20 protein-coding genes are annotated in these 20,352 nt (G+C 61.0%); 9 read left to right on the top strand and 11 right to left on the bottom strand.

Annotation, left to right across the window (positions count from 1 at the left end):
• The first annotated feature begins 36 nt into the window (after nt 1–36).
• Nucleotides 37–1,368 (top strand): Rieske 2Fe-2S domain-containing protein, encoded by a 1,332-nt coding sequence (locus QQK43_RS07055; protein ID WP_056277461.1) that lies wholly within the window; start codon nt 37–39, stop codon nt 1,366–1,368.
• On the top strand, nt 1,368–2,357 hold the full coding sequence (locus QQK43_RS07050; protein WP_056277459.1) for a substrate-binding domain-containing protein: 990 nt from the start codon (nt 1,368–1,370) through the stop codon (nt 2,355–2,357). The genes QQK43_RS07055 and QQK43_RS07050 overlap by 1 nt, the downstream gene beginning before the upstream one ends.
• Nucleotides 2,358–2,405: 48 nt before the next feature.
• Here the strand turns inward: QQK43_RS07050 and QQK43_RS07045 are convergent, their stop codons facing one another.
• From QQK43_RS07045 to QQK43_RS07035, 3 genes are read right to left on the bottom strand one after another with little or no spacing between them, the layout of a single operon-like run.
• Nucleotides 2,406–2,921: a MarR family winged helix-turn-helix transcriptional regulator gene (locus QQK43_RS07045; protein ID WP_056277456.1), complete on the bottom strand. Its 516-nt coding sequence runs from the start codon at nt 2,919–2,921 to the stop codon at nt 2,406–2,408.
• Between the two features lie 8 nt (nt 2,922–2,929).
• Complete coding sequence (locus tag QQK43_RS07040; protein WP_056277453.1) at nt 2,930–4,132, bottom strand: Gfo/Idh/MocA family protein; 1,203 nt, start codon at nt 4,130–4,132, stop codon at nt 2,930–2,932.
• Nucleotides 4,132–5,094 (bottom strand): PDR/VanB family oxidoreductase, encoded by a 963-nt coding sequence (locus QQK43_RS07035; protein WP_105749405.1) that lies wholly within the window; start codon nt 5,092–5,094, stop codon nt 4,132–4,134. Before QQK43_RS07035 ends, QQK43_RS07040 begins: the two co-directional genes overlap by 1 nt.
• Nucleotides 5,095–5,274: 180 nt before the next feature.
• Here QQK43_RS07035 and QQK43_RS07030 point away from each other — a divergent pair, with 180 nt between their 5' ends.
• From QQK43_RS07030 to nadC, 4 genes are read left to right on the top strand one after another with little or no spacing between them, the layout of a single operon-like run.
• A complete protein-coding gene (locus tag QQK43_RS07030) occupies nt 5,275–6,246 on the top strand; it encodes a Bug family tripartite tricarboxylate transporter substrate binding protein (protein ID WP_056277446.1) in 972 nt (323 codons plus the stop codon).
• Complete coding sequence (locus tag QQK43_RS07025) at nt 6,243–7,001, top strand: TSUP family transporter (RefSeq protein ID WP_056277443.1); 759 nt, start codon at nt 6,243–6,245, stop codon at nt 6,999–7,001. The genes QQK43_RS07030 and QQK43_RS07025 overlap by 4 nt, the downstream gene beginning before the upstream one ends.
• 59 nt (nt 7,002–7,060) lie before the next feature.
• On the top strand, nt 7,061–7,510 hold the full coding sequence (locus tag QQK43_RS07020; protein WP_056277441.1) for a bacteriohemerythrin: 450 nt from the start codon (nt 7,061–7,063) through the stop codon (nt 7,508–7,510).
• Between the two features lie 28 nt (nt 7,511–7,538).
• The gene (nadC, locus tag QQK43_RS07015; RefSeq protein WP_056277438.1) at nt 7,539–8,390 is read left to right on the top strand and encodes a carboxylating nicotinate-nucleotide diphosphorylase; all 852 of its coding nucleotides are present in this window, start codon (nt 7,539–7,541) and stop codon (nt 8,388–8,390) included.
• Between the two features lie 153 nt (nt 8,391–8,543).
• Here the strand turns inward: nadC and QQK43_RS07010 are convergent, their stop codons facing one another.
• Genes QQK43_RS07010 through QQK43_RS06995 form a run of 4 tightly spaced genes read right to left on the bottom strand, consistent with a single transcriptional unit; the run spans nt 8,544 to nt 12,601 of the window.
• Nucleotides 8,544–9,518 (bottom strand): PDR/VanB family oxidoreductase, encoded by a 975-nt coding sequence (locus QQK43_RS07010; protein WP_056277434.1) that lies wholly within the window; start codon nt 9,516–9,518, stop codon nt 8,544–8,546.
• Between the two features lie 3 nt (nt 9,519–9,521).
• Nucleotides 9,522–10,301, bottom strand: a complete 780-nt coding sequence (locus QQK43_RS07005; protein WP_056277431.1) for an SDR family NAD(P)-dependent oxidoreductase — start codon at nt 10,299–10,301, stop codon at nt 9,522–9,524.
• 6 nt (nt 10,302–10,307) lie between these two features.
• The gene (locus QQK43_RS07000; protein WP_056277428.1) at nt 10,308–11,285 is read right to left on the bottom strand and encodes a Bug family tripartite tricarboxylate transporter substrate binding protein; all 978 of its coding nucleotides are present in this window, start codon (nt 11,283–11,285) and stop codon (nt 10,308–10,310) included.
• 41 nt (nt 11,286–11,326) lie between these two features.
• Nucleotides 11,327–12,601, bottom strand: coding sequence for a Rieske 2Fe-2S domain-containing protein (locus QQK43_RS06995; RefSeq protein WP_284307198.1), 1,275 nt, complete (start codon nt 12,599–12,601; stop codon nt 11,327–11,329).
• 150 nt (nt 12,602–12,751) lie between these two features.
• Between QQK43_RS06995 and QQK43_RS06990 the strand changes: the two genes are divergently transcribed.
• Nucleotides 12,752–13,531, top strand: a complete 780-nt coding sequence (locus QQK43_RS06990; protein ID WP_056277424.1) for an IclR family transcriptional regulator — start codon at nt 12,752–12,754, stop codon at nt 13,529–13,531.
• Between the two features lie 23 nt (nt 13,532–13,554).
• On the opposite strand, the gene QQK43_RS06985 is transcribed toward QQK43_RS06990, so the two are convergent.
• The 3 genes from QQK43_RS06985 to QQK43_RS06975 are packed head-to-tail and all read right to left on the bottom strand — an operon-like array spanning nt 13,555 to nt 16,289.
• On the bottom strand, nt 13,555–14,769 hold the full coding sequence (locus QQK43_RS06985) for an NAD(P)/FAD-dependent oxidoreductase (RefSeq protein WP_056277421.1): 1,215 nt from the start codon (nt 14,767–14,769) through the stop codon (nt 13,555–13,557).
• Between the two features lie 21 nt (nt 14,770–14,790).
• Nucleotides 14,791–15,111, bottom strand: coding sequence for a non-heme iron oxygenase ferredoxin subunit (locus QQK43_RS06980; RefSeq protein ID WP_056277417.1), 321 nt, complete (start codon nt 15,109–15,111; stop codon nt 14,791–14,793).
• A 35-nt stretch (nt 15,112–15,146) separates the two neighbouring features.
• On the bottom strand, nt 15,147–16,289 hold the full coding sequence (locus tag QQK43_RS06975; protein ID WP_056277415.1) for an aromatic ring-hydroxylating oxygenase subunit alpha: 1,143 nt from the start codon (nt 16,287–16,289) through the stop codon (nt 15,147–15,149).
• A gap of 110 nt (nt 16,290–16,399) precedes the next feature.
• Here QQK43_RS06975 and QQK43_RS06970 point away from each other — a divergent pair, with 110 nt between their 5' ends.
• Nucleotides 16,400–17,701 (top strand): citrate/2-methylcitrate synthase, encoded by a 1,302-nt coding sequence (locus tag QQK43_RS06970; RefSeq protein WP_056277412.1) that lies wholly within the window; start codon nt 16,400–16,402, stop codon nt 17,699–17,701.
• Between the two features lie 25 nt (nt 17,702–17,726).
• Here the strand turns inward: QQK43_RS06970 and QQK43_RS06965 are convergent, their stop codons facing one another.
• Nucleotides 17,727–18,617 (bottom strand): LysR family transcriptional regulator, encoded by an 891-nt coding sequence (locus tag QQK43_RS06965; RefSeq protein ID WP_056278058.1) that lies wholly within the window; start codon nt 18,615–18,617, stop codon nt 17,727–17,729.
• A 99-nt stretch (nt 18,618–18,716) separates the two neighbouring features.
• Between QQK43_RS06965 and QQK43_RS06960 the strand changes: the two genes are divergently transcribed.
• Nucleotides 18,717–20,333, top strand: coding sequence for an FAD-dependent oxidoreductase (locus QQK43_RS06960; RefSeq protein ID WP_234265509.1), 1,617 nt, complete (start codon nt 18,717–18,719; stop codon nt 20,331–20,333).
• The last annotated feature ends 19 nt before the right edge of the window (nt 20,334–20,352 follow it).

Genomic DNA, 20,352 nt, shown 5'->3' with positions numbered 1-20,352 from the left:
CCTCCTTGCACTTTCCCATCCTTACAGGAGATTTCCATGATTACGCATGAAGAAAACGATCTGCTGTGCCGTGTTGAAAACGGTGCACCCATGGGGCAACTGATGCGCCGGCATTGGGTTCCTATCTGTCTAATCGAAGAGGTCTCCGAGCCAGATGGGACGCCCGTCAAAGCCCGCATCCTCGGAGAAGATCTCGTGGTTTTCCGAAACACGGACGGCGAAGTTGGTGTGATGGATGAATACTGTCCTCACCGCAGGGCATCGCTCGTGTTTGGCCGCAACGAAGAGGGTGGTCTTCGCTGTCTCTATCACGGATGGAAGATGGATGTGAGCGGCAACGTAACGGAAATGTCTTCCGAGCCCGAGGCCAGTGGCATGCTGGAGAAGGTCAAGCACAAGGCCTATCCGACCAAGGAGTGGGGTGGTTTCGTCTGGGCCTACATGGGGGCGGCTGAGACCATGCCGGAGTTCGAGCCTCCCCGTTGGGCGCCCACGGCGGACACGCGTGTGAGCGTTGCCAAGGTGATCATTCCTGTGAACTGGGCTCAGATCCTTGAAGGTGCGATTGACTCTGCCCACAGCTCGAGTCTGCACAGCTCGGACATGGTCCCTGCGCGTGTCGATGGTGCCAAAGCCACGGACAAAAACTGGTTGCGCCCCTCGACCGACAAAGCGCCGCGGATGCAAGTGCAGCGCGCCAGCTTCGGATTCCGTTACGCTGCGGTGCGACGGCCGATCTTCAACGCGCAGACGCACGACTATGTGCGTACGACGGTTTTCGTTGCGCCATGGACGGTGCTGATCCCGCCCAACAACTTGTACAACGTGGCGAACGTGAATGTGCCGGTGGATGACACCAATACCTGCTTCTACTTCATTGGTTGGGGTCATCCGTCGCAGACCCCGGAGACGGCGACCTGGCGCAAGTTCCTGGGCCAGACCGTGGGGGTGGACCTGGATGAGCAATACCGTCCGCTGCGCAACTACGAAAATCGCTACTGGCAAGACCGTCAGGCGATGAAGAGCGGAAACTTCACGGGCATCTCCGGCATTCCGAATCAGGATATGGCCATGTGGATCACCATGGGGAAAATCGCCGATCGAAGCCACGACCGGCTGGGTGCCAGCGACATGGCCATCGTCGAGTTTCGCAAACAGATGGTGGACGCTGTTCAAGCTTTCCAGGCGACAGGCGAGGCCATCGGAACCGGAGAGAAGCGCATCCCGAAAGAAGTGTGTTCGTTCCAGGGCGTCATTCCCAAGACAGTCGACTGGCGTACCCATGAAGTGAGCTACGTATGGCTTGAAGGTCAGGACAGTCCAGAGATGGATCGCTCCTACGTGGTGACAGAGGGGGCGAACGCTTGATGTCAAAGCTGCACATATCGGTCGCCATGGGCGACTACGACCGAAACCGTGCTCTGTACGACGGGCGTGTCCAGATCGATGGATGCGACCCGGTGTACATGTTGCTGAATCCCGAGGAGATGTTTTTTCGGGCCATGCGGAGCCGGGATTTCGACATTACCGAGCTCTCCTTTTCAAGCTACCTGGTCAAGCACGCCAAAGGCGAGAGCCCTTATATCGCCGTGCCGGTTTTTCTGTCACGCGCCTTCCGGCATACCTCTATCTATGTTCGGAAGGACCGCATCAAAAAGCCTGAAGACCTCAAGGGCTGCCGTATTGGCGTGCCGGAGTATCAACTGACTGCGGTGGTTTGGGCACGGTCGATCTTGCAGGACGACTATGGCGTGAATCCCGAGGACGTGACCTGGGTCAGAGGCGGAATCGACACGCCCGGACGTCCGGAGAAGATCAAACTGGATCTTCCCCCGGGCGTGACCATTGAGGCCGCTCCGGCAGGGCATACCATCTCCGACCTGCTCGACAAAGGTGAGATCGATGCTTTTATCGCACCACGACCACCCAGCGGAGCGGCGTTGAGTAACCCAAATGTGGCTTGGCTGTTCGATGATCCGACTACGGTGGCAAAGGACTACTACCGGCGGACAGGCATCTTTCCCATCATGCACGTGGTGGGCATTCGCAAAGAGCTCGCAGAGCAGAACCGCTGGTTGCCGGCAGCCGTTTTCAAGGCCTTTGGTGAATCCAAGGCGAAGGCCTTGGAGCTCCTGGCGGATACCTCTGCCACCAAGGTAACGCTGCCGTTTGTGGAAGAACAGCTCAAGGCGGCACGTGAAACGCTTGGAAACGACTTCTGGTCATACGGGGTGGAGCCCAATCGAAAGACGATTGAAGCGTTCTTGCATCACCACCATGCGCAAGGCTTGTCGTGCAGAAAAGTGGGTTTGGATGAGCTCTTTCACCCGTCTACCTACGAGAGTTACAGCATCTGAGGCGCTCTTGCCCATGCAAGCAACCGAAGATTGGTGACCTACTGCGCTTCAGTCGCCCGCGTCGCCCACTAGAGTGGCGCGGGTTTCTTCTTCATGTGCCAAGTTTTCAATCATCCTCACCAACGCATTCCTCACCAAAGAAAGCGTGCGATCGGGAAGTCCATCGGCACTGATCTCGTTGACCTCTTCCGCCAAGGGCACAAGTACATGTTCAAGTGAGCGCCCAGCATCGGTCAAGTAAACGTGCATGTTCTTCTTGTTGCCGGGAAGGTGCCTGCGTTCAATGAAACCCATTCGCTCCATGGCTTTCACGGCCGAGAAGGTCGTCGGCTCCATCACGCCCGCCAGATCGCTCAGCTCCTTCTGGGTCAGTCCGTCGCGAATCCAAAGGATTCGGAGGAACGTCCAGTGTCCAAATGACACGCCGAAGGGTGATAGACGATACTGAAGCGCACGCATCTGAGCCCGCGCAACATCACGGACTAGATGGGCGAGACGATCGTTGGGGACCGATTCTCGCCAGTGATGAAGAAGGCTTTGTGTTTCTATGGATTTGCTGGTCATTGGGAGCGTCAACGCCGAATGGCGGGTACTGCGGCTTGGTGCTCCAAAATGATAGCGCCTCCTTTCTTGCTCGATTCGAGGATCGCCAGACACACTTCCATCGTTGCCATGGACCAGGCGCCAGAATGGGTAGGCGCTGCACCTTCCCTGGCCACTGACCACATTTCGTCCACGACCTCTGAACGTTGAACCGCCTGCGGTGGCAGCGCATCAAGGTGTACGCCATGGACGTCGTGAATTTCTACGCCATAGGGCGTCAAACGGAGGTCTGCCTGTTCGCAGCAGGCGATGACAGGCCCGAAGTGTTGAAAGGCGGTAGGTGCGCCTCTAAGATCTGGTACGTAGTCCGGTCCACCAAAATTCCGGTTGGCTTTCCGACGGGCTTCGGCAATTTCGTCTTGTGTACTCAGGTACTTTTCTCGGGTGAGTCGGTGGGTGTCGGTGTTCTTTGGCCACCCCATCTCGCCGACGCCGCCCATCCACGGGTCGGTGTCAAAGAAACCGTACCCGTTGTAGGTCACGCTGGCAAAGGCGCCGGAACGAAAGTTCAGAATGGCGGTGTACGCTCCCTCGGTGGGGCGCTGCCGGTCCCACCCCCCAGTTCTAGCGTAGACGGAAGCGACCTCTCCTCCGGCAAGCAATCGAACGATATCGATCTGGTGTGCCGCCTGGCTGAAGACAACACCACCCCCTTTCGTTGTATCCAGTTCTTCCGGACGTCTTGGCCGGTAGAGGAAGTCGGTGAAGTTCATGGCTTGAATCATGCGGACACGACCAAACCGCCCCGACTCAATGATTGAGCGCGCGCGCAACACTGGGGCATTGAAACTGTGGCTGTGACCCACGATCAGCTGTGTGCCTGCTTGTTCGCAGGTCTCCCGCATGCGCTCGCATTCCGAAAGCGACAACGCCATGGGCTTTTCGACGAGCGCGTGTTTCCCATGCTTGGCAGCAAGACGTACATGTTCTTCGTGCAACTGGTGAGGCGTTGCGACATAGATCCATTCGACGTTCGGGTCTGCGCAGAGTGCGTCTGCAGAGGTGTGCGCGACACCACCGAACGCTTTCGAAAAAGCCGCTGAAGCACCTGCATTGGTATCGAAGCAAGCGACCAGATCGATGCGGGGGTCTTTGCTGAGGGTTGGAATCATCAACGTAAATGCGCGTCCAAGTCCTAGGACGCCAAGCTTGATCGGTTGCATCGTTGCCATCACAGGTCGAGGACAAGCGTGTCGGACTTCGCTCTGGAGACGCAAACCATGATGTGATCTTCCTGCTCTTCCGGGAGCAATGCCAGATCTCGGTGATCCGCCTCACCCTTGAGCAACCGGACTTTGCATGAGCCGCATGTTCCGCTCTCACACGAACTCGGCACCCTGATGCCATGGTCTCGTAACGCGTCCAGGATACTGCGGTTGGCCAGTACCAGTAGCGTCTTGCCAGCTTTGGCCAACTCGACCTCGAATGGTTTGTCGTCTGCGTGGGGTTTCGTATCCGCACCGAAGCTCTCGAAATGCACCGCACTGCTGGGCCAGTGCCCAGTCATGTCCTTGACCTCATCCATCAAACGCTTGGGGCCACAGCAGTAGACATGCACACCCGCCTGAGGTTTCTCGAAAACGGACCACAAGTCGAATGTCTTTGCGGGATCGCCGTGGGTGTGATGGACAACCACACTGCTGGCAAGTTCAGGCGAGCGCAGCTCGTTCAGAAAGGCGGCTGACTCAGGTGTGCGAGTCAGGTAGTAGAGCTTGAAACTGCGCAAGCCTTCCGCTCGCAGTGAATGGATCATGGCGCGCATCGGCGTAATGCCTATGCCGCCCGCTACGAGGATGAAACTCTTCGCCTTGTCGCTCAGCCCGAACAAATTGCTTGGGGTGCCGGCCATGAGCGTATCCCCCACGTTCACCTCATCGACCAGACTCTGCGATCCCCCCCGGCCGTCCGCTTCTCGTTTGACCGCGAGCTGATAGTGGTCTGCCTCATCGGGGTTACTGCACAGAGAGTAGTGGCGCATCGCCCCATTGGGAACCCGTACAGCAATGTGCGCTCCCGCCGTGAAGCGGGCCAGAGGCAAAGAGTCAGGGGATTTCAGTTCGAAAAGAACGGTGTCTGTAGCGATGAACTCCTTGTGGGTCACCAAGAGGGGGCGCATTGTCTCGTCTGTAGTCATGGTCTGTGATCTTGCTTAGAAAACATGGTGGTATCCACTCTTGACAAAGGTCAAACAAGAGGGAAAAATTGATTATCTTAGTTATCTAAGAAAAAAACAAGCACTGTCGCACATGCTCTTTCCGGGGGCAAGGCAGAAGTGCTTGCTGATTCGCTTCAACCCCACCAACGGAGACAATCCATGAAACGACGTTTTTTTGCTGCCTTGGCTGTGACGACCATCCTTGCGTGCAGTCTTTCGCAGGCGCAGGCGAGTGACTTCCCCAACCGCCCGGTCAAGTTCATCGTGCCCTATGCTCCTGGCGGCTTGCCTGACACCGTGGCGCGGGTCATCGCGCAAAAGCTCTCGGAGCGGATGAAGCAGGGCTTTGTGGTGGAAAACAAGCCCGGGGGTAACGGCGTCGTGTCGGTACAAACACTCGCCGCGCTGCCGGCCGACGGGTATAGCTTCATTGTTTCCGATGGCTCCATGCTGTCCATTACTCCGCAGATCAACAAGGCGGCCAAGTACGCTGTCGGACAGGATCTGCAGGCTGTGTCGCTGATTGCCCGCTCGCCTTTGTTCTTGGTGGCGCACCCTAAAAGTGGAGTCAAGACCTTTCAGGAGTTTGTGGCTCGCGCCAAGAAGGAGCCTGGAGCGTTCACCTATGGGTCTTCGGGGATTGGAAGCACGCACCACCTCACAATGGAAGCTTTGAAGTCGGAGCTTGGACTTTCAATGGTCCACGTTCCGTTCCGTGGATCGAGTCAGTCGGTTCCGGCGCTGGTTGGGGGGCAAGTGGACTTCTTGTTTGCCGCTTTGCCGTCCATGTTGGGGTTCGTAAAAAGTGGTCAGGTCATTGTGTTGGCCAGCAACGCACCCAAGCGTTCAGCTTCTGCTTCCGATACCCCTTCGATTGCAGAAACCATCCCGGGGTTTGACTTTTCAGTCTCCGTTGGCGTGCTGGCACGAACGGGGACTCCACCTGAGATCTCCAAAAAGGTGGCTGATGAGATTGCACAAGTTGTGAAACTGCCTGATGTCATCGAGAAGTTCCAGATCGCCGGTATCGAACCCGTAGGGGCTGGTGGCGATGTCTACCGGAAAGTCATCGAGCAAGAAAATCAAGCAATGGCGAAAGCAGGAAAGCACGCAGAGCTCAAAGCTGAATGATGCCTGTCGATGGTGTTGCTTTGTCCCTCCTTGTACTTTGGTTCGCATGCTTTGGAGCCATCGTGCTGGGGGGGCTGGTCAAGGGAACTCTGGGAGTGGGGCTGCCGCTTGTGGTGCTTCCCTTGCTGTCGCTTCTTCTACCTGCACCAAGGGCGATGGGACTGCTCGTCATGCCGGTCCTGCTTTCGAATCTGTGGCAGGCCATTGAAGGCAAGAGGCTGAATGAGGGATTGCGGCGTTTTGGTGGCTTGTTGGTCTGCCAGTTCGTCGCGACGCTTGCAGCTATCCATTTAACAAGGAACTTGTCTGTGCAGGGCTTCAATGTTCTGCTAGCAATCGTCGTGATGGTCGCCGTAGGAATGATGGCCGTTGGAGCAACTTTTCGGGTGAACCCTAGCCAGGAGCGGTGGATGGGGCCTCTGGTTGGCGGGGTCGCAGGCGTAATGGCTGGCGTCTCGACCTTGACGGGCCCCATACTCATTGCCTACCTCTTGGCACTCAAGCTGCACAAAGACGAGTTCATCAGGTCCATCAGCATCATCTATCTTCTAGGTTCTGTACCCATGTACGGGACCATGATGTGGTACGGACGCTTTGGTTGGACTGAGGTCGCTCTGTCCTGCCTCGCCCTGATTCCCATGTTCGTCGGCCTTCGAATGGGAAGATTGCTTCGTCATCGGCTCAGTGAAACCGTGTTTCGACGTCTGCTGCTGGGGCTGCTGACCGCGCTCTCCGTGTTGCTCATCACCAAGTAACCACATCTGACCACATGGAGCAGGGGAGAACTGTTTCCTTTTTATGAGTAACGTGACCAATGAATTCAGCAATCAGTTGGGATGATGGCTACCTTCTTGGGTTCACACCCATGGATTTGGTACACCGGGAGTTCGTCGACTGTGTGGCGGCGCTTCAACGGGCAGAAGAAGCCGACCTGGAGGGCGTACTCAACACGCTTGCCCGGCACTGTGAAGAGCATTTCGAGATGGAAAACCGCTGGATGTGCGAAACCGACTTTCCTGCCAGCGAGTGTCACATCAACGAACACGCCGCCGTGTTGAAAAGCATCCATGAGGTCGGGCAACAACTGGCCAGCGGCAACGTGGCTGTGTGCCGCCGACTGGGTAGCGAGCTGGCCACCTGGTTTCCTGGTCATGCGGACTACCTCGACTCAGCCTTGGCGCACTGGATGTGCAAACGGACACTGGGCGGGAAGCCTGTGGTTCTGCGTCGTAACATCAGAAGCCATGAGTCTGCTCCTGAGTAAACCCAAAGCATATCTAATACCTTTTCACATGAAGACTTTTGAAGAGCAAGTTCACGCGGATGTCCAACGCACACTGGAAGAGGATGTGGGCACGGGAGACTTGACGGCGGCGCTCATCCCAGCGGATCGCAAGGCCGTTGCCACCATCATCTGCAGGGAATCCGCCGTCATCTGTGGTCGTCCCTGGGTCAACGAGGTGCTTCGTCAAACCGCTCCTACTGCCCAGATTCAATGGCTTCTCAATGACGGTGAACGGTGTGAACCTGGTCAAAAAGTCGTTGATATCCAAGGCGTGGCTCGAGAGTTGCTGACCGCTGAGCGAACATGTTTGAACTGGCTGCAAACACTCAGTGCCGTTGCGACCAAGACGGCTCAGTATGTCAAAGCGGTGGAGGGTACTGCCGCTAGCATTCTGGACACCAGAAAAACGATACCTGGATTGCGGACTGCACAAAAATATGCCGTGCGATGCGGAGGCGGAGTGAACCACCGCATAGGGCTTTTCGATGCGATCTTGATCAAAGAGAATCACATCGCTGCGGCTGGAGGACTGACTGCTGCGTTCAATGCTGCGCTCAAGGTCGAGTCTCTTGTCTCGTTCATTCAAGTAGAAGTCGAAACCCTTCGGCAACTCGAGGAGGCCCTCGACGCTGGCGTAAAGATGGTATTGCTGGACAACATGTCTCTTGAAGACATCAGAGCCTCTGTGAAGTTGGCCAAAGGGCGATGCAGTCTAGAGATATCTGGCGGGGTCACCTTTGAAAACCTTCGGACGTATGCCGAAACGGGTGTGGACCGAATCTCTGTCGGAGCGCTGATCAAGGATGTCAAGGCCGTGGATTTTTCCATGCGTTTCCAAGACAAACCCGTTGAGCAATAGTGAGCTCAGGTTTTCGAAAATCGGGGGTTGTCCTGGGATAACGTTGAAGTCCGCTTAAAAGCCTGACCGTCCAAGTACTAGGGGGACAGTTCATTCCCGGAGCGGTTCATTGTCGGCCGCGACTGAGTGATTGCTCTGACCGAAGTACTGACGTCAAGCATCAAGTACAAGGCAGCCCGAGCGGCAGGAAGAGACGCAGATCATCATGGATTTGTTGGCCGCGCGCTCCTGCTTGGACAGCAGTTGGTCGCGGTGATCGATATCGCCCGAGATGACCTTGGTCTCGCAGGCGCCACACACGCCCTCGCGGCAGCTGTGGTCGGGGCTGAGGCCCGCCTCAATGAGTGCGTCGAGCAGGGTCACACCGGGCGGCACCTGGACCGTTCGGCCGCTTCTGCGCAGTTCCACGGTGTAGCCGCTGGCGGGAATCGCGGGTGCGGTCGTCGGGGTGGCGGCAAAGCGTTCCAGGTGTACGTTCTGCTGGCCCAAGCGCTCGCAGGCGCGTTCATAGGCATCGAGCATGGGGCCGGGGCCGCAGCAATAGAAGTGGGTGCCCGGCGGATGGTCGGCGAGCAGGCGTTCGAGGTCAGGTGGGCCACCTTGCTCGTCGTCGAAATGACATCTCAGAGAAAGTCGGAAGTCGTGAGTCTCAACCAGCGCTTCGATCTCGGCCAGGAAGGCCGCCTCAGAGCGGCTTCGCGCGCAATAGACGAGCTGCGCCTCGCGCCCGAGCGCTGCGAGGCGCCGCAGCATGGCGTAGACCGGTGTGATGCCAATGCCCCCGGCCAGCAGCACGCTGCGTGGCGCGGCCTCGTCCAGCCGGAAGTGGTTGCGCGGCGCACCGATAGCGATGGTCTGGCCCACGCGAAGCTGCTCGTGTACGAAGCGTGAGCCGCCTCGGCTGTGGCGGTCGTTGAGCACCGCCACAGCATAGCGATGGGTCTCGCCCGGATTGACCAGGGAGTAGCTGCGCACCAGGCCGTTGCCCAAGTGCAGGTCGATGTGCGCGCCGGCCTCGACGGCGGGGAACGCGGCGGCAGGCGGCACCGGGCGCAGTTCGACACCGACGATACCCGGGGCTTCGTGGCGCATCTGGAAGATGAGCGCCTGCAGAGTTTTTGTGACCATGGCTTACATGATGTGCAGGCCGCCATCGACCATCAGCGTGGTGCCGGTGATGAATGAGGCCTCGCCGGATGCGAGCCAGAGGATGGGCCAGGCGATCTCGGCGGGGTCGGCCCAGCGGCCAACCAGCGAGGTGTCCTTGCGTTCGTTCTTGAGCTGTTCGACGCTCTTGCCAGCATGGTTCGCGCGGCCGAGGTGGAAGTCGGTCAGCGTCGAGCCCGGGCAGACGGCATTGGCGCGGACACCGTGCGGTGCCTCCTCGAAGGCCAGCGTGCGCGTATAGGCCAACTGCGCAGCCTTCGTTGCATCGTACAGCGCCATGCCCTTGCGGCCGGTGACCGCGTAGCATGAGGACACGTTGACGATGCTGCCGACACCCGAGCGCCTCAGCGCCGGCAGCGCCGCGCGGCAGTAGTTGGACATGCCCACCAGGTTGACGCCGACCATGGCCTGCCATTCGTCGGGCGTGGCATCGGCGGCGGCGCTGTAGTTGCGCATGGCCGCGTTATTGACCAAGATGTCCAGTCCGCCCCAAAGCGTGGCGCATTGCGTTACCGCCGCGTGCGCGGCCGCCTCGTCGGCCACGTCGGCCGCGACGCAAGCCAGCCGCGCGCCAGGCTGTGCCTGCTCGATCGCGGCGCGCGTGCGCTCAAGGGCCTGCGCATTCGCGTCCACCATCAGCACGGCCGCGCCTTCGCGGCTGAAGATCGAGGCGGCGGCTGCACCGATGCCGGCACCAGCGCCAGTGATCAGCGCGGTGCGCCCCGCCAGTCGGGAAGTGCTCATCTCAGTTCACTCCACCTTGGCGCCAGTGCTCTTGATGACCTTGCCCCAGCGCGTGATCTCGGTGCCGATCCAGTCGCTGAACTCGCGGGGTGTGGTGGCAACAACTTCAAACTCCATCTCGTGCAGCCGCTTCTGAATCTCAGGCGACTTCAGGATGCGGACGATCTCCGCGTGGTAACGACCAATGATCTCTGGTGGCGTGGCCGGCGGCGCGAGGAAGCCGATCCATGAAGTGGCTTCGAAGTCTTTGAGACCCGATTCCGAAAGCGTGGGAATGTCGGGCGTGCTCGGAAAGCGCTGTCGACCGGTCGAGGCCAGCAGCTTGAGACGCCCCTCCTTGACGAACCCCTGCACGTTGCCCGGCACGAAAAAGCCTGCCTGCACATTGCCCGCGATCAGATCCGCAAGCGCAGGCCCGGCCCCTCGATAAGGGATATGCGTCATCCGAAAATCGGCCGCCGACTTCATCATCTCCATGGTCAGGTGCGAGGCGCTGCCCATGGCCACGGAGCCGTAGGAGTACCGAGCGGGATTGGCTTTGACCTTGGCGATGAAATCCTGCACGCTGGTGAACCCGGCCGATGGGGTGGCCACCAGGTACTGCGGTGCCTTGACCGCCAGCGTGATGGGTGCCAGGTCCTTGGTCGGGTCATAGGGCATCTTGTCGAACAGCGTGACGTTGATGGCCAGTGGCCCGTTGTAGCCCACCAGCAGGGTGTGGCCGTCGGGCGCGGCACGCGAGACATCCAGCGCACCGATGTTGCCGCCCGCACCGGGTTTGTTCTCCACGACGAAGGGCTGACCAAATGCCTTGTGCAGCTCGGGCGCGACCAGGCGGGCCAACACGTCGTTGGTGCTGCCGACGATGGGTACGACGATGCGCACCGGTTTGCTGGGGCGCCAGTCGGGCGTGCCCTGCGCCCAAGCGGAAGGAATCGTTGCGGCGACCAATGCGGTGGTGAGGAGCCTGCGGGTGAATGTCATGGGTTGTCTCCGTGTTGTCATGGGAATGAAAGATCGTGCCGTCAAAGGCTGAAGACCGGCTTGCTCATGGCTGCGGCCAGGTTCTCGCGTGCCCATTCGACGGGGTCCTGGTCCCGGGGCAGGAGCACGCCAGCCGGTCGCACGTGCTGTTCGCCTGCGTCCAGCGCCGGCGGCGTCTGGCCTTCTTCGAGGCCCAGCGCGGCCTCGTGCAGCATGCGCCGCGCCATCACGATGGCCTTGTCGGTGGGCAGCAGCATTTCCGCTTCGTGGTCCTGGATCGGGCCCATGCTCTCCTGCAACGAGTAGTCCTGGGCCGCGAAACCGAAGATTCCGCTGTAGGAGCGCTTGTCTTTCTGGGCCTGGCGGTTCATGCCGTAATCGTTGTCGCGGTTGTACTTAGGAATGAAGCTGTCAGGAGCTTCGTATTCCACATGGATGCCCTTGCCGGCCTCCATGGCGGAGCGCTCCTCAGTCGTGAGCGGGCGATCGGGCTGCCAGTTGATGCTCCAGGCCCAGCAGTTGTGGTCGTCGATTGGCACCCACACGTGTCCACCCAGCGCGTGTTTGCCGAAGGGCGCGATCAGGGTGAACCAGGGGAACAGCCACTGCGTGATGCGCCAGTAATAGGAGTCGGGTTCGCCCAGGCGGCGGCCGAACAGGCTCAGCCCGAAGGGTTGCTTCTCGATCTCGAAGCTCACGTTGCCGTCGGCCTTGATGTAGTCCAACGCCTTGACGCCCTGGTGCATGGGGTCGCCGTCAACCTCGAAGCTGTGCACGTAGGATACGTGCGCGGTGTCGATGCCGCCTTCCATGGCCTGCAGATAGTTCGAGTACTGCACCCGTTTGGAGACGAACACGTGCTCGGCCGGCAACGTGCACCACTCAAGCTCAGGCGCTGCAGGCTGCTGGTCGGCCGGGCCCATGTAGGTCCAGACGATGCCGCCGCGCTCAATGCAGGGGTAGCCCTTGATGTGCATCCGGGCGCAAGCCTGGGGCGATGACGGCACATCAACGCACTGACCCATGCCATCGAACTTGACGCCGTGATAGGCGCAGCGAATGCCGTTTTCCTCATTGCGGCCGAAGTACAGCGACACGCCGCGGTGGGAGCAGAACTCGCTGATCAGGCAGGCTTGGCCGTCGGAGTTGCGGAACGCGAGCAGCTTCTCACCCAGCAGCTGCACGCGCACCTGCGGGCTGTCCGGCTCGGCGATCTCGCTCGACATCAGTGCCGGTACCCAGTAACGGCGCAGCAACTTACCCATGCGCGTGCCGGGACCGACGCGGGTGAGCGTTTCAGACATTTCCTTGTTCATGTGGGCTCCAGAGGTTGTACGTTGTATGAGACGGATGTCCATTATTTGGATGGGCTTGATTTAAGTCAAACAGAATGAACATGTTGTCCATCTGATGGACATATTTTGTACAATCAACCATCACAGACACGGAGCAACGTGGGGACGACCATGAGCGATGACAGCGCGGACCGCGGGCCGGTGGTGGAGAAGCCGGGGGAAGGGGTGCGCGCGGTGGACCGCGCGCTGGACATCCTGTTGGCTTTCAGGGCGGGCGACCGGCAGTTGAGCGCGAGCGAGTTGCTGCGGCGCATCGATCTGAGCCGGCCCACGCTCTACCGGTTGCTGCGCACGCTGGAGCTGCGCGGCTTCATCGTGGCCTCGGGCGAGCCGCAGCGCTTCCAGCTCGGTCCCTCGGTGGCGCACTTGGCCCACGTCTGGACCTCCGGCCTGGACCTGGCGGAACTGTCGCAGCCCATGATGCGGCGTTTGTGGGAGCAGACCGGCGAGACTGTCGCGCTGCTGGTGCACCACGGCCGGGAGCGGGTCTGTGTGGCCGAGATGCCCAGCCCGCAGCCGCTGAGTTTCAAGCGCGGCGTGGGCCACAGCGAGAGCGTGATCCAGGGCGCGAGCGGGCGAGCGATTCTGGCTTTCGTGAAGGACGCGGCGAGCTACCTCGATGGCAAGGTGCCGCCCAATCAGCAGCCAGCCTACCTCGAAGGGCTGGCCCGCATCCGCGAGGCGGGCTATGCCATCAGCCGCGACGAACTCATCAAGGGCGCCGTGGCCATGGCGGTGCCGTTCCGCGCCGCAGGCGGCAAAGTCATGGGGTCGCTCGTCGTCTACGGACCCAGCGCCCGTCTGGACGACGCGCGGGTGCAGCAGATTGTGGCGCTGCTGCTGGACGCCTCGCGCGAGCTTTCAGCGAAAGCCGGCGCGACAACCGATTGAACTCTGCCAATTGGCGCAAGGGTTCACGCTGAGCGCTCAAGCTTGTCGAGGCGCACCGATGGATCTGCGATCACATCTGGAGACGGACAAGTCCCCTGCTTGAGCCAGCGCTTGGCGACCTTGATGTCCCGCGGCGCATTGACCGAGATCACGCTGTGCAATCGCTCGCCCGAGAACTGGAACACGGAGAACTGGCCCGACTCCACTGATCCGCGCTGAATGCCTTCCACATCGTTCAGCGGTATCCCCAGCACCTGTATGTTCAGGTTGTACTGATCGGACCAGAACCAGGGTATCTCGTCATAGGCCACGTCTTCTCCGGCCAGTGCCTTGCCTACGGCGATCGCCTGATTCTGGGCGTTGGCCCACGATTCGAGGCGCAAGCGGCCGCCTGCCCAGGTGCTGGGCTGGTTGGCCACATCGCCCACCGCATAGATGTCGGGGTCGGACGTTCTTCCTGCCTGGTCGACGACAATGCCGTCCCGGACCTCCAGCCCGCAGGTCTCGGCCAGGCCGGTATCGAGCAGCAGCCCGATCCCGACCACGACCGCGTCGAACTCCTGCGCCCCGCCGGGCAGTTGCACGGCCAGAGTGCGCTGACGCCCGGCAGTGATCGACGAGACCGTTGTCGACAAGCGGACCTCGACACCCTCTTGCTGGTGCTTCTCAAGCAAAAGCTCTGAAAACCGGGGCGGCAGCGACCGCGCACACAGGCGGGAGCCCGCCTCCAGCAGCATGACATCGACCTGCTTCGCCCTCGCCGTCGCCGCGACCTCCAGCCCGATCCATCCACCCCCAATGACCAGCAAGCGTTTGCCAGGCACCAACTGCCTGGCGATGGCCATGGAGTCCTCGATCGTTCGCAAGGCATGGACATGGGGCAGGTCCGCGCCAGGACACGACAACGGCCGGGGACGCCCGCCGGTGGCCAGCACGAGCTTGTCGTAGGGAACCACCGAGCCATCCGCGCACCGGACCTGGTGGCGGGAGCGATCGATGTCGACCACCTCGACACCCGGCCGGAAATCCACACGCAAGGCATCGCACTGTTGCGGGTCAAGCAGCACCGGCGGATGTGCCTCCGTCCCGCTGAGCACCCCCTTGGACAGGGGGGGCCGCTCGTACGGCGCGTGCAACTCCCGGCCCAGCAGCGTGATCCCCCCCTCGTGCCCCCCCTGCCGCAGCGACCGGGCGACCCAAGCGCCGGCCTGGCCGGCTCCTACGATGACAACATCCATCTCTGTTTCCCGATCAGGTGCTCAGCGGACGGGCCGCAGGTAGATGACCCCCTGCTCGACCTTGACCGGGTAGCAATGCAGCGGCTCGGTGCAAGGGGCGTCCACCGCGCGGCCGGTTCTGATATCAAAGGTGCCTTCGTGCAAGGGGCACTCGATGAGACAGGAGTTGACCACCATGCCCAGCGACAGATCCGCCTCGCCATGTGTGCACGTACCGTCCGTCGCATAGATTTCTCCACCGAGCTTGTACAGGCACACCCGCTTGCCGTCGACTTCCACCGAATGCGTGTCGTCCTCGTCGACATCGGCAACGCTGCCTACATTGATCCATTCATCGTGCATGCTGTCTCCACACAGTTGTTCCCATGGCGGCTGCCTCAGTCTTGCGACGTCATCGCGTCGATATAGTGGTTTTCCATGTGGTACAGCGCTTCCTCCAGCGGCGACATCGGGCCGGGCTTGAAGAACTTCGAGCCCGCGGTGTTCTGCATGCCCTCCACCATCACCGCGTCCTCGGCGATGATCTGACGCACGAAGCCGACGTACTTGTCCATCTCTTCGTCGTAGTTCGGGATCGAGAAAGCGGCTTGCGGAAACAGCAGGTAGCAGATGACCCGGGTTTCCGTGGGCGAGATGGGCCAGATGTGCCACATGCGAACGCTGTCGGCACGCATCGACAGGTTCAGGTTGGGATAGATGCCCGCCTTGCAGGCGATGCCGCTGGGCTTGTCCTGTGCCCAGGGCAGCGTCGGGAAGACCTGGTCGCCGGACTTCGAGTGTGGGCGCGCTTCGTACTGGGTATGCCAGCCGCCATTGGCCAGCAGGTTGAAGCGGACCTGCTCGCCCTTGACGAAGCCGCCGAACGTCCCCTTGTGGATGACGCCCACGTGGTAGATGTCGATCAGGTTCTCGACCAGGAACTTCCAGTTGCACTTGACGTCGATCTCGACCTTCTGCGCCAGCTTGCACTGGTCGGTCTGGAACCACCACAGCGGCTCCTCGAAGGGCGCGATGTAGTCCTCGAAGGACATCGGTTCGTCGCTGAAGTTCACGAAGATCCAGCCGCGCCAGATCTTGACGTGCAGTTGCCGCAGGCTGCAGTTCTTCAGATCGACCTCCGAAGCCTTCATGCCGGGCGCGACCACCAGCTTGCCGCTCACGTCGTACAGCCACGCATGGTAGGGGCAGCTGAACTCCTTGGCGTTGCCGCTGCCCACCGCGACCTCGACCCCTCGGTGCAGGCATTGGTTCATGTAGGCGACGATCTGATCGGGCGCAGGGCGCGACACCACGATCGACTCCTTCATCACCTGGAAGGTGTAGTAGTCGCCGACGTTGGGGATCTCCTCGACACGCCCCACGGAGAGCCAGTACTTCATGAAGATCTGCTGCTTCTCCATGTCGTAGATTTCCGGCGAGCTGTACACCTCGCCCGGCAGGTGCCGTGCGCTGAGCAGCTTCTTGCGGGTTTCCTTGAACTTGGGACGAAGGTCCAGGAGTTGTTGCTCGGCGACTTGCATGGTGGTTGTCCTTTCAAAAGGGTGTTGACGGAGTGCCGCGGATGTTAGGCAATACATTGATCAATGTATAGATCGATGTGAGAATCGACGTATTTCACCGGGAGAACCCTATGCCGCCGAAAGAAAATACAAAGACGCGACGCCAGAAGCGCCAGATCAACGACGTTGAGTACGTCAGCAGCGCCGAAGCAACGTCGACCCTGGGTGTGCGCCGGGAAACGCTGTACACCTACGTCAGCCGAGGGCTCATCAAGACGGTGCAGCGCCCGGGCGTGAAGGCCAAGCTCTACCGCAAGGCCGATGTCGAGAAACTCAGAAGCCGGGCCGCCGCCCGCTCGGGCGGACCGCAGGTCTCGCACTCCCTGCGCTACGGGGAACCCATCGCACAGACGTGGATCAGCGAGATCACGGCCCAGGGGCCACGCTACCGCGGCGTACTTGCGCGCGACCTGGTGCGCGACGGACGATCATTCGAATTCGCGAGCGAACTCATCTGGACGGGGCTTGCGCGCACCCGGGACGTTGCATGGCCAGCCCTGCAGGAAACCCGGCCACTGGAGCACCTGATCAAGCTCGCCTCGCACCCGGCCGACAGGGTCACGCCGCTCAAGCTGCTGACGCTGCTGGCGACCTCGCTGTCGGCATTCGAGCAGGCCGAAGATGACATACAGGCGACCGGTCTTGCGACGTACCGGCGACTGCTGCAGACCCTGGCCGGCACGGCCGGCGTCTTCGGGCCGGACGCGCGGTTTTCCGCTCCCCGCGAGGGCGAGTTCGTGGCGCAGTGCATCGCCCGCGGGCTCGGCCTGGGAGACCGTGTGGATGCCGTGCAGGCCATCGATGCCGCGCTGGTGATGTCCGCAGAGCACGAACTGTCGGCGCCATCGTTCGCGGCACGGATATGCGCCTCCACGGGCGCCGACCTGCACGCCTGCGTCGCCACCGCGATGCTGACCCAGTCCGGAGCGATGCAGGTGGGCGGCGCCGTGGAAGTGGAGGCCCTGATCGACGCGCTGCCTTCGCGACTGGAGTCCGAAGACGCTCTGTCGCTGGCGGCGGCCATGGGCTTCATGAGCAACGAACTGCCCTGCTTCAACCATCCCCTGTATGAAGGAGAGGACCCCCGCTCGGTGGTGCTGCTCGACATGATGGAACGCCTGACGTCGCACGGCCCTGACACGCCGAAGATACGGGCGCTGGTGGTTGGCGCCCGCCAGGCGGGACAGCATCCGAATGTGTTTGCCTCCCTCGTGATGCTTTGCAAGGCGATGGGGCTGCCCAACGGAACGGGCGCGATGCTGCACACCCTCGCACGCACCACGGGCTGGATCGCCCACGCACTGGAGCAACGCCTGACCGGCGCCATGCTGCGGCCTCGGGCCAGATACATGGGGCAGCAGGGATCCAGTTGAGAAGACCCGTCAACCTTCGCCGTGACTATTCGAACACGAGCTTGGCCAGCATCGACCGCAGCCACTGGTTGGCCGGATTCTTGTGCGCGCGACTGTGCCAGAACTGGCGCACATCCGCGGCGGGGATCTTCAAGGGTACAGGAAGAATCTGAACGCCCCGGGCGTTGCGCGCCGCGTTGCGGGGAACGGTGACCACCAGGTTGGACCGCTCGACGACATCTGCCGCGACGTGGTAGTGGGTCACGCGCAGGACGACTTTGCGCTTCGCACGCATCTTCGCAAGCGTGCGCTCGACCAAGGCGTCTGCGTTTCCAGTGGCAACCGAAACGTGCTGCGCTTCCAGGAACTGCTTAAGAGTCAACTCGCCACTGATCGACGGGTGCTTTCTTCGCACCAGGCAGCAGTAGGGGTCGCCAAAGAGGCGCTGTTGGTAAAACCCGGTCTTCAGAAACGCGAGGTTTCCGATGGCGAGATCCGCTTCTCCACTCTGAAGCATCTGCGAATAGAGCTCATTGGGGCGCCGTAGCGCTTCGATGCGCACGTGAGGTGCCTCCCTGAGCACTGCGGGTACCAGTTGGGGCAGAACGATGGCTTCACCTGCATCTGACATGAGGATCTTGAACGTCCGTTCGGACTCTCGCGGATCGAAGCCGTGAGGGTGTTCCAAGGACGCCTGGAGGATCGACAGCGCGTGCCTAACCGGATCGATGAGTTCCTCGGCCAGCGCAGTGGGCTCCATGCCTCGCGATGTCCGGATGAACAGCACATCGGAGCAGGCCTTGCGCAGCCGAAGCAACGCATTGCTCATCGCGGGTTGCGACAGACCCGCAGCGACAGCCGCCTTGGAAACATTGCGCTCCGCATAGACAGCGGCGAAGACCCTCAGCAGGTTCAAGTCGAACGTCTTGATATTCATATCCTGAATTCTATTTCTCTCCAATATCGATTGGACGTGGTTGCCTTTCTCGAAGATCATTTTTCGAACGGATCAAAAACACATCAAGGAAACGAACTTATGGAGACAATGATCAAGACGCCTGTGCTGATCGTGGGTGGAGGCCCGGTGGGCCTTTCGATGGCCATCGAGCTGGGCTGGAGGGGTATCGAATCGATGCTTGTGGACGAGGGTGACGGGACGATCGAGCACCCGCGCACCGGCCTCATCGCGATGCGGACGATGGAGTTGTTCCGGCGCTGGGGTCTGGCCCAGCGCGTGCGCGAGTGCGGTTTCCCGGAGGACTATGAGCTTTCCATGGTCTTCTGCACCTCGCTCAACGGCTTGCTGCTCGACCAGGAAAAGTACCCGAGCATGCGCGATGCGCCGACACCGCCCGAGACGCCCGAAAAGAAGCAGCGCTGCCCTCAGTTGTGGCTACAGCCCATCCTTACCGATGCTGCACGAGCGGAACCGAAAACCAGGCTGCTCTTCAGGCACCGCTTCGAATCGTTGCAGCAGGACGACCAAGGCGTCACGGCGGTGGTCACCGATCTGAACACGGGCGAGCCGGTCACGATCCGCGCCGACTACCTGCTCGGTTGCGATGGTGCCACCAGCAGTGTTCGGGAGCAGGTCGGCATCAAGATGGAAGGCAAGCTGCTCAGCTACTCCGTCAACATCCTGCTCCACGCGCCAGGCTTGGTGAACCAACACAAAATGGGGCCTGCCGAGCGTTATCTCTTCGTTGGCCCGGAGGGGACCTGGGGCAACCTGACGGTCGTCGACGGGAATGAGATCTGGCGCCTGACCGTGCTGGGTACCGAAGAGAAGATGGACCTCAAGAATTTCGACGCGGCGGCCTGGGTCCGCCGAGCGATCGGTCGCGACGATGTCGCGTTTCATGTGGACTCCACCATCCCCTGGCGACGCAGCGAGATGCTCGCCGATCGCTACCACCAGGGGCGCGTTGTCCTCGTCGGCGACTCGGCGCACACGATGTCGCCAACGGGCGGCATGGGCATGAACACGGGTACGCAGGAGGTGCTGGACATTGGCTGGAAGCTCGAAGGACTTGTCAAGGGCTGGGGCGGTCCTGCCCTGCTGCGCAGCTACGATGCCGAGCGCCGACCGGTCGCGCGACGCAACATCGGTTTCTCCACCCAGAACTTCAGGGCATGGCAAGACACCCCCAGCCCGGCAGCGGTCTGCGACCTGACGCCCGAAGGAGAGCAAGTGCGCCAGGACCTTGGCCGACGCCTGCGCGAATCGACCCGGGTGGAGTGGGAGTCGCTGGGTCTGCAACTCGGCCACCGCTACGACGACTCTCCCATTTGCATACCGGACGGCACGACGCCGACCCCGGATGAATACTCGACCTACATCCCCACGACGCGGCCTGGTTCGCGCGCGCCGCACGTATGGCTCAGCGATGGCCGCTCGACGCTTGATCTGTTCGGCCACGGGTTCGTGCTCGTGTGCACCGACCCGAGGCTTCAGCACGAGGCGGACACGTTGGCCGAGGCGTTTGCCGCAAAAGGCGTCCCATTCCGGATCGAATCCATCGAGCAAGCTGATGTGGCGGCCGCATATGAGCGCCCCCTCGTACTGGTCCGACCGGATGGCCATGTCGCTTGGCGCGGCGCCCAGGTGACTTCTCCGGACCAATTGGTAGATACCGTGCGCGGCGCCGGATAGTTCGAATCGCTTTCCCCTT

This window comes from Hydrogenophaga electricum (genome assembly GCF_030160815.1).
GTDB lineage: Bacteria > Pseudomonadota > Gammaproteobacteria > Burkholderiales > Burkholderiaceae_C > Hydrogenophaga > Hydrogenophaga electricum.
This window is presented reverse-complemented; position numbering and strand designations above follow the sequence as displayed.

Bases quoted from the DNA above. Each gene is read 5' to 3' on its own strand.
- QQK43_RS07005 (WP_056277431.1), bottom strand. From the start codon at position 10,301: ATGAGCACTTCCCGACTGGCGGGGCGCACCGCGCTGATCACTGGCGCT.
- QQK43_RS06970 (WP_056277412.1), top strand. From the start codon at position 16,400: ATGCCGCCGAAAGAAAATACAAAGACGCGACGCCAGAAGCGCCAGATC.
- QQK43_RS07055 (WP_056277461.1), top strand. From the start codon at position 37: ATGATTACGCATGAAGAAAACGATCTGCTGTGCCGTGTTGAAAACGGT.
- QQK43_RS07030 (WP_056277446.1), top strand. From the start codon at position 5,275: ATGAAACGACGTTTTTTTGCTGCCTTGGCTGTGACGACCATCCTTGCG.
- QQK43_RS07025 (WP_056277443.1), top strand. From the start codon at position 6,243: ATGATGCCTGTCGATGGTGTTGCTTTGTCCCTCCTTGTACTTTGGTTC.
- QQK43_RS07035 (WP_105749405.1), bottom strand. From the start codon at position 5,094: ATGACTACAGACGAGACAATGCGCCCCCTCTTGGTGACCCACAAGGAG.
- QQK43_RS06975 (WP_056277415.1), bottom strand. From the start codon at position 16,289: ATGCAAGTCGCCGAGCAACAACTCCTGGACCTTCGTCCCAAGTTCAAG.
- QQK43_RS07010 (WP_056277434.1), bottom strand. From the start codon at position 9,518: ATGGTCACAAAAACTCTGCAGGCGCTCATCTTCCAGATGCGCCACGAA.
- QQK43_RS06965 (WP_056278058.1), bottom strand. From the start codon at position 18,617: ATGAATATCAAGACGTTCGACTTGAACCTGCTGAGGGTCTTCGCCGCT.
- QQK43_RS07045 (WP_056277456.1), bottom strand. From the start codon at position 2,921: ATGACCAGCAAATCCATAGAAACACAAAGCCTTCTTCATCACTGGCGA.
- QQK43_RS07020 (WP_056277441.1), top strand. From the start codon at position 7,061: ATGAATTCAGCAATCAGTTGGGATGATGGCTACCTTCTTGGGTTCACA.
- QQK43_RS07040 (WP_056277453.1), bottom strand. From the start codon at position 4,132: ATGGCAACGATGCAACCGATCAAGCTTGGCGTCCTAGGACTTGGACGC.
- QQK43_RS06985 (WP_056277421.1), bottom strand. From the start codon at position 14,769: ATGGATGTTGTCATCGTAGGAGCCGGCCAGGCCGGCGCTTGGGTCGCC.
- QQK43_RS06980 (WP_056277417.1), bottom strand. From the start codon at position 15,111: ATGCACGATGAATGGATCAATGTAGGCAGCGTTGCCGATGTCGACGAG.
- QQK43_RS06995 (WP_284307198.1), bottom strand. From the start codon at position 12,601: ATGAACAAGGAAATGTCTGAAACGCTCACCCGCGTCGGTCCCGGCACG.
- QQK43_RS07050 (WP_056277459.1), top strand. From the start codon at position 1,368: ATGTCAAAGCTGCACATATCGGTCGCCATGGGCGACTACGACCGAAAC.
- QQK43_RS06960 (WP_234265509.1), top strand. From the start codon at position 18,717: ATGGAGACAATGATCAAGACGCCTGTGCTGATCGTGGGTGGAGGCCCG.
- nadC (WP_056277438.1), top strand. From the start codon at position 7,539: ATGAAGACTTTTGAAGAGCAAGTTCACGCGGATGTCCAACGCACACTG.
- QQK43_RS07000 (WP_056277428.1), bottom strand. From the start codon at position 11,285: ATGACATTCACCCGCAGGCTCCTCACCACCGCATTGGTCGCCGCAACG.
- QQK43_RS06990 (WP_056277424.1), top strand. From the start codon at position 12,752: ATGAGCGATGACAGCGCGGACCGCGGGCCGGTGGTGGAGAAGCCGGGG.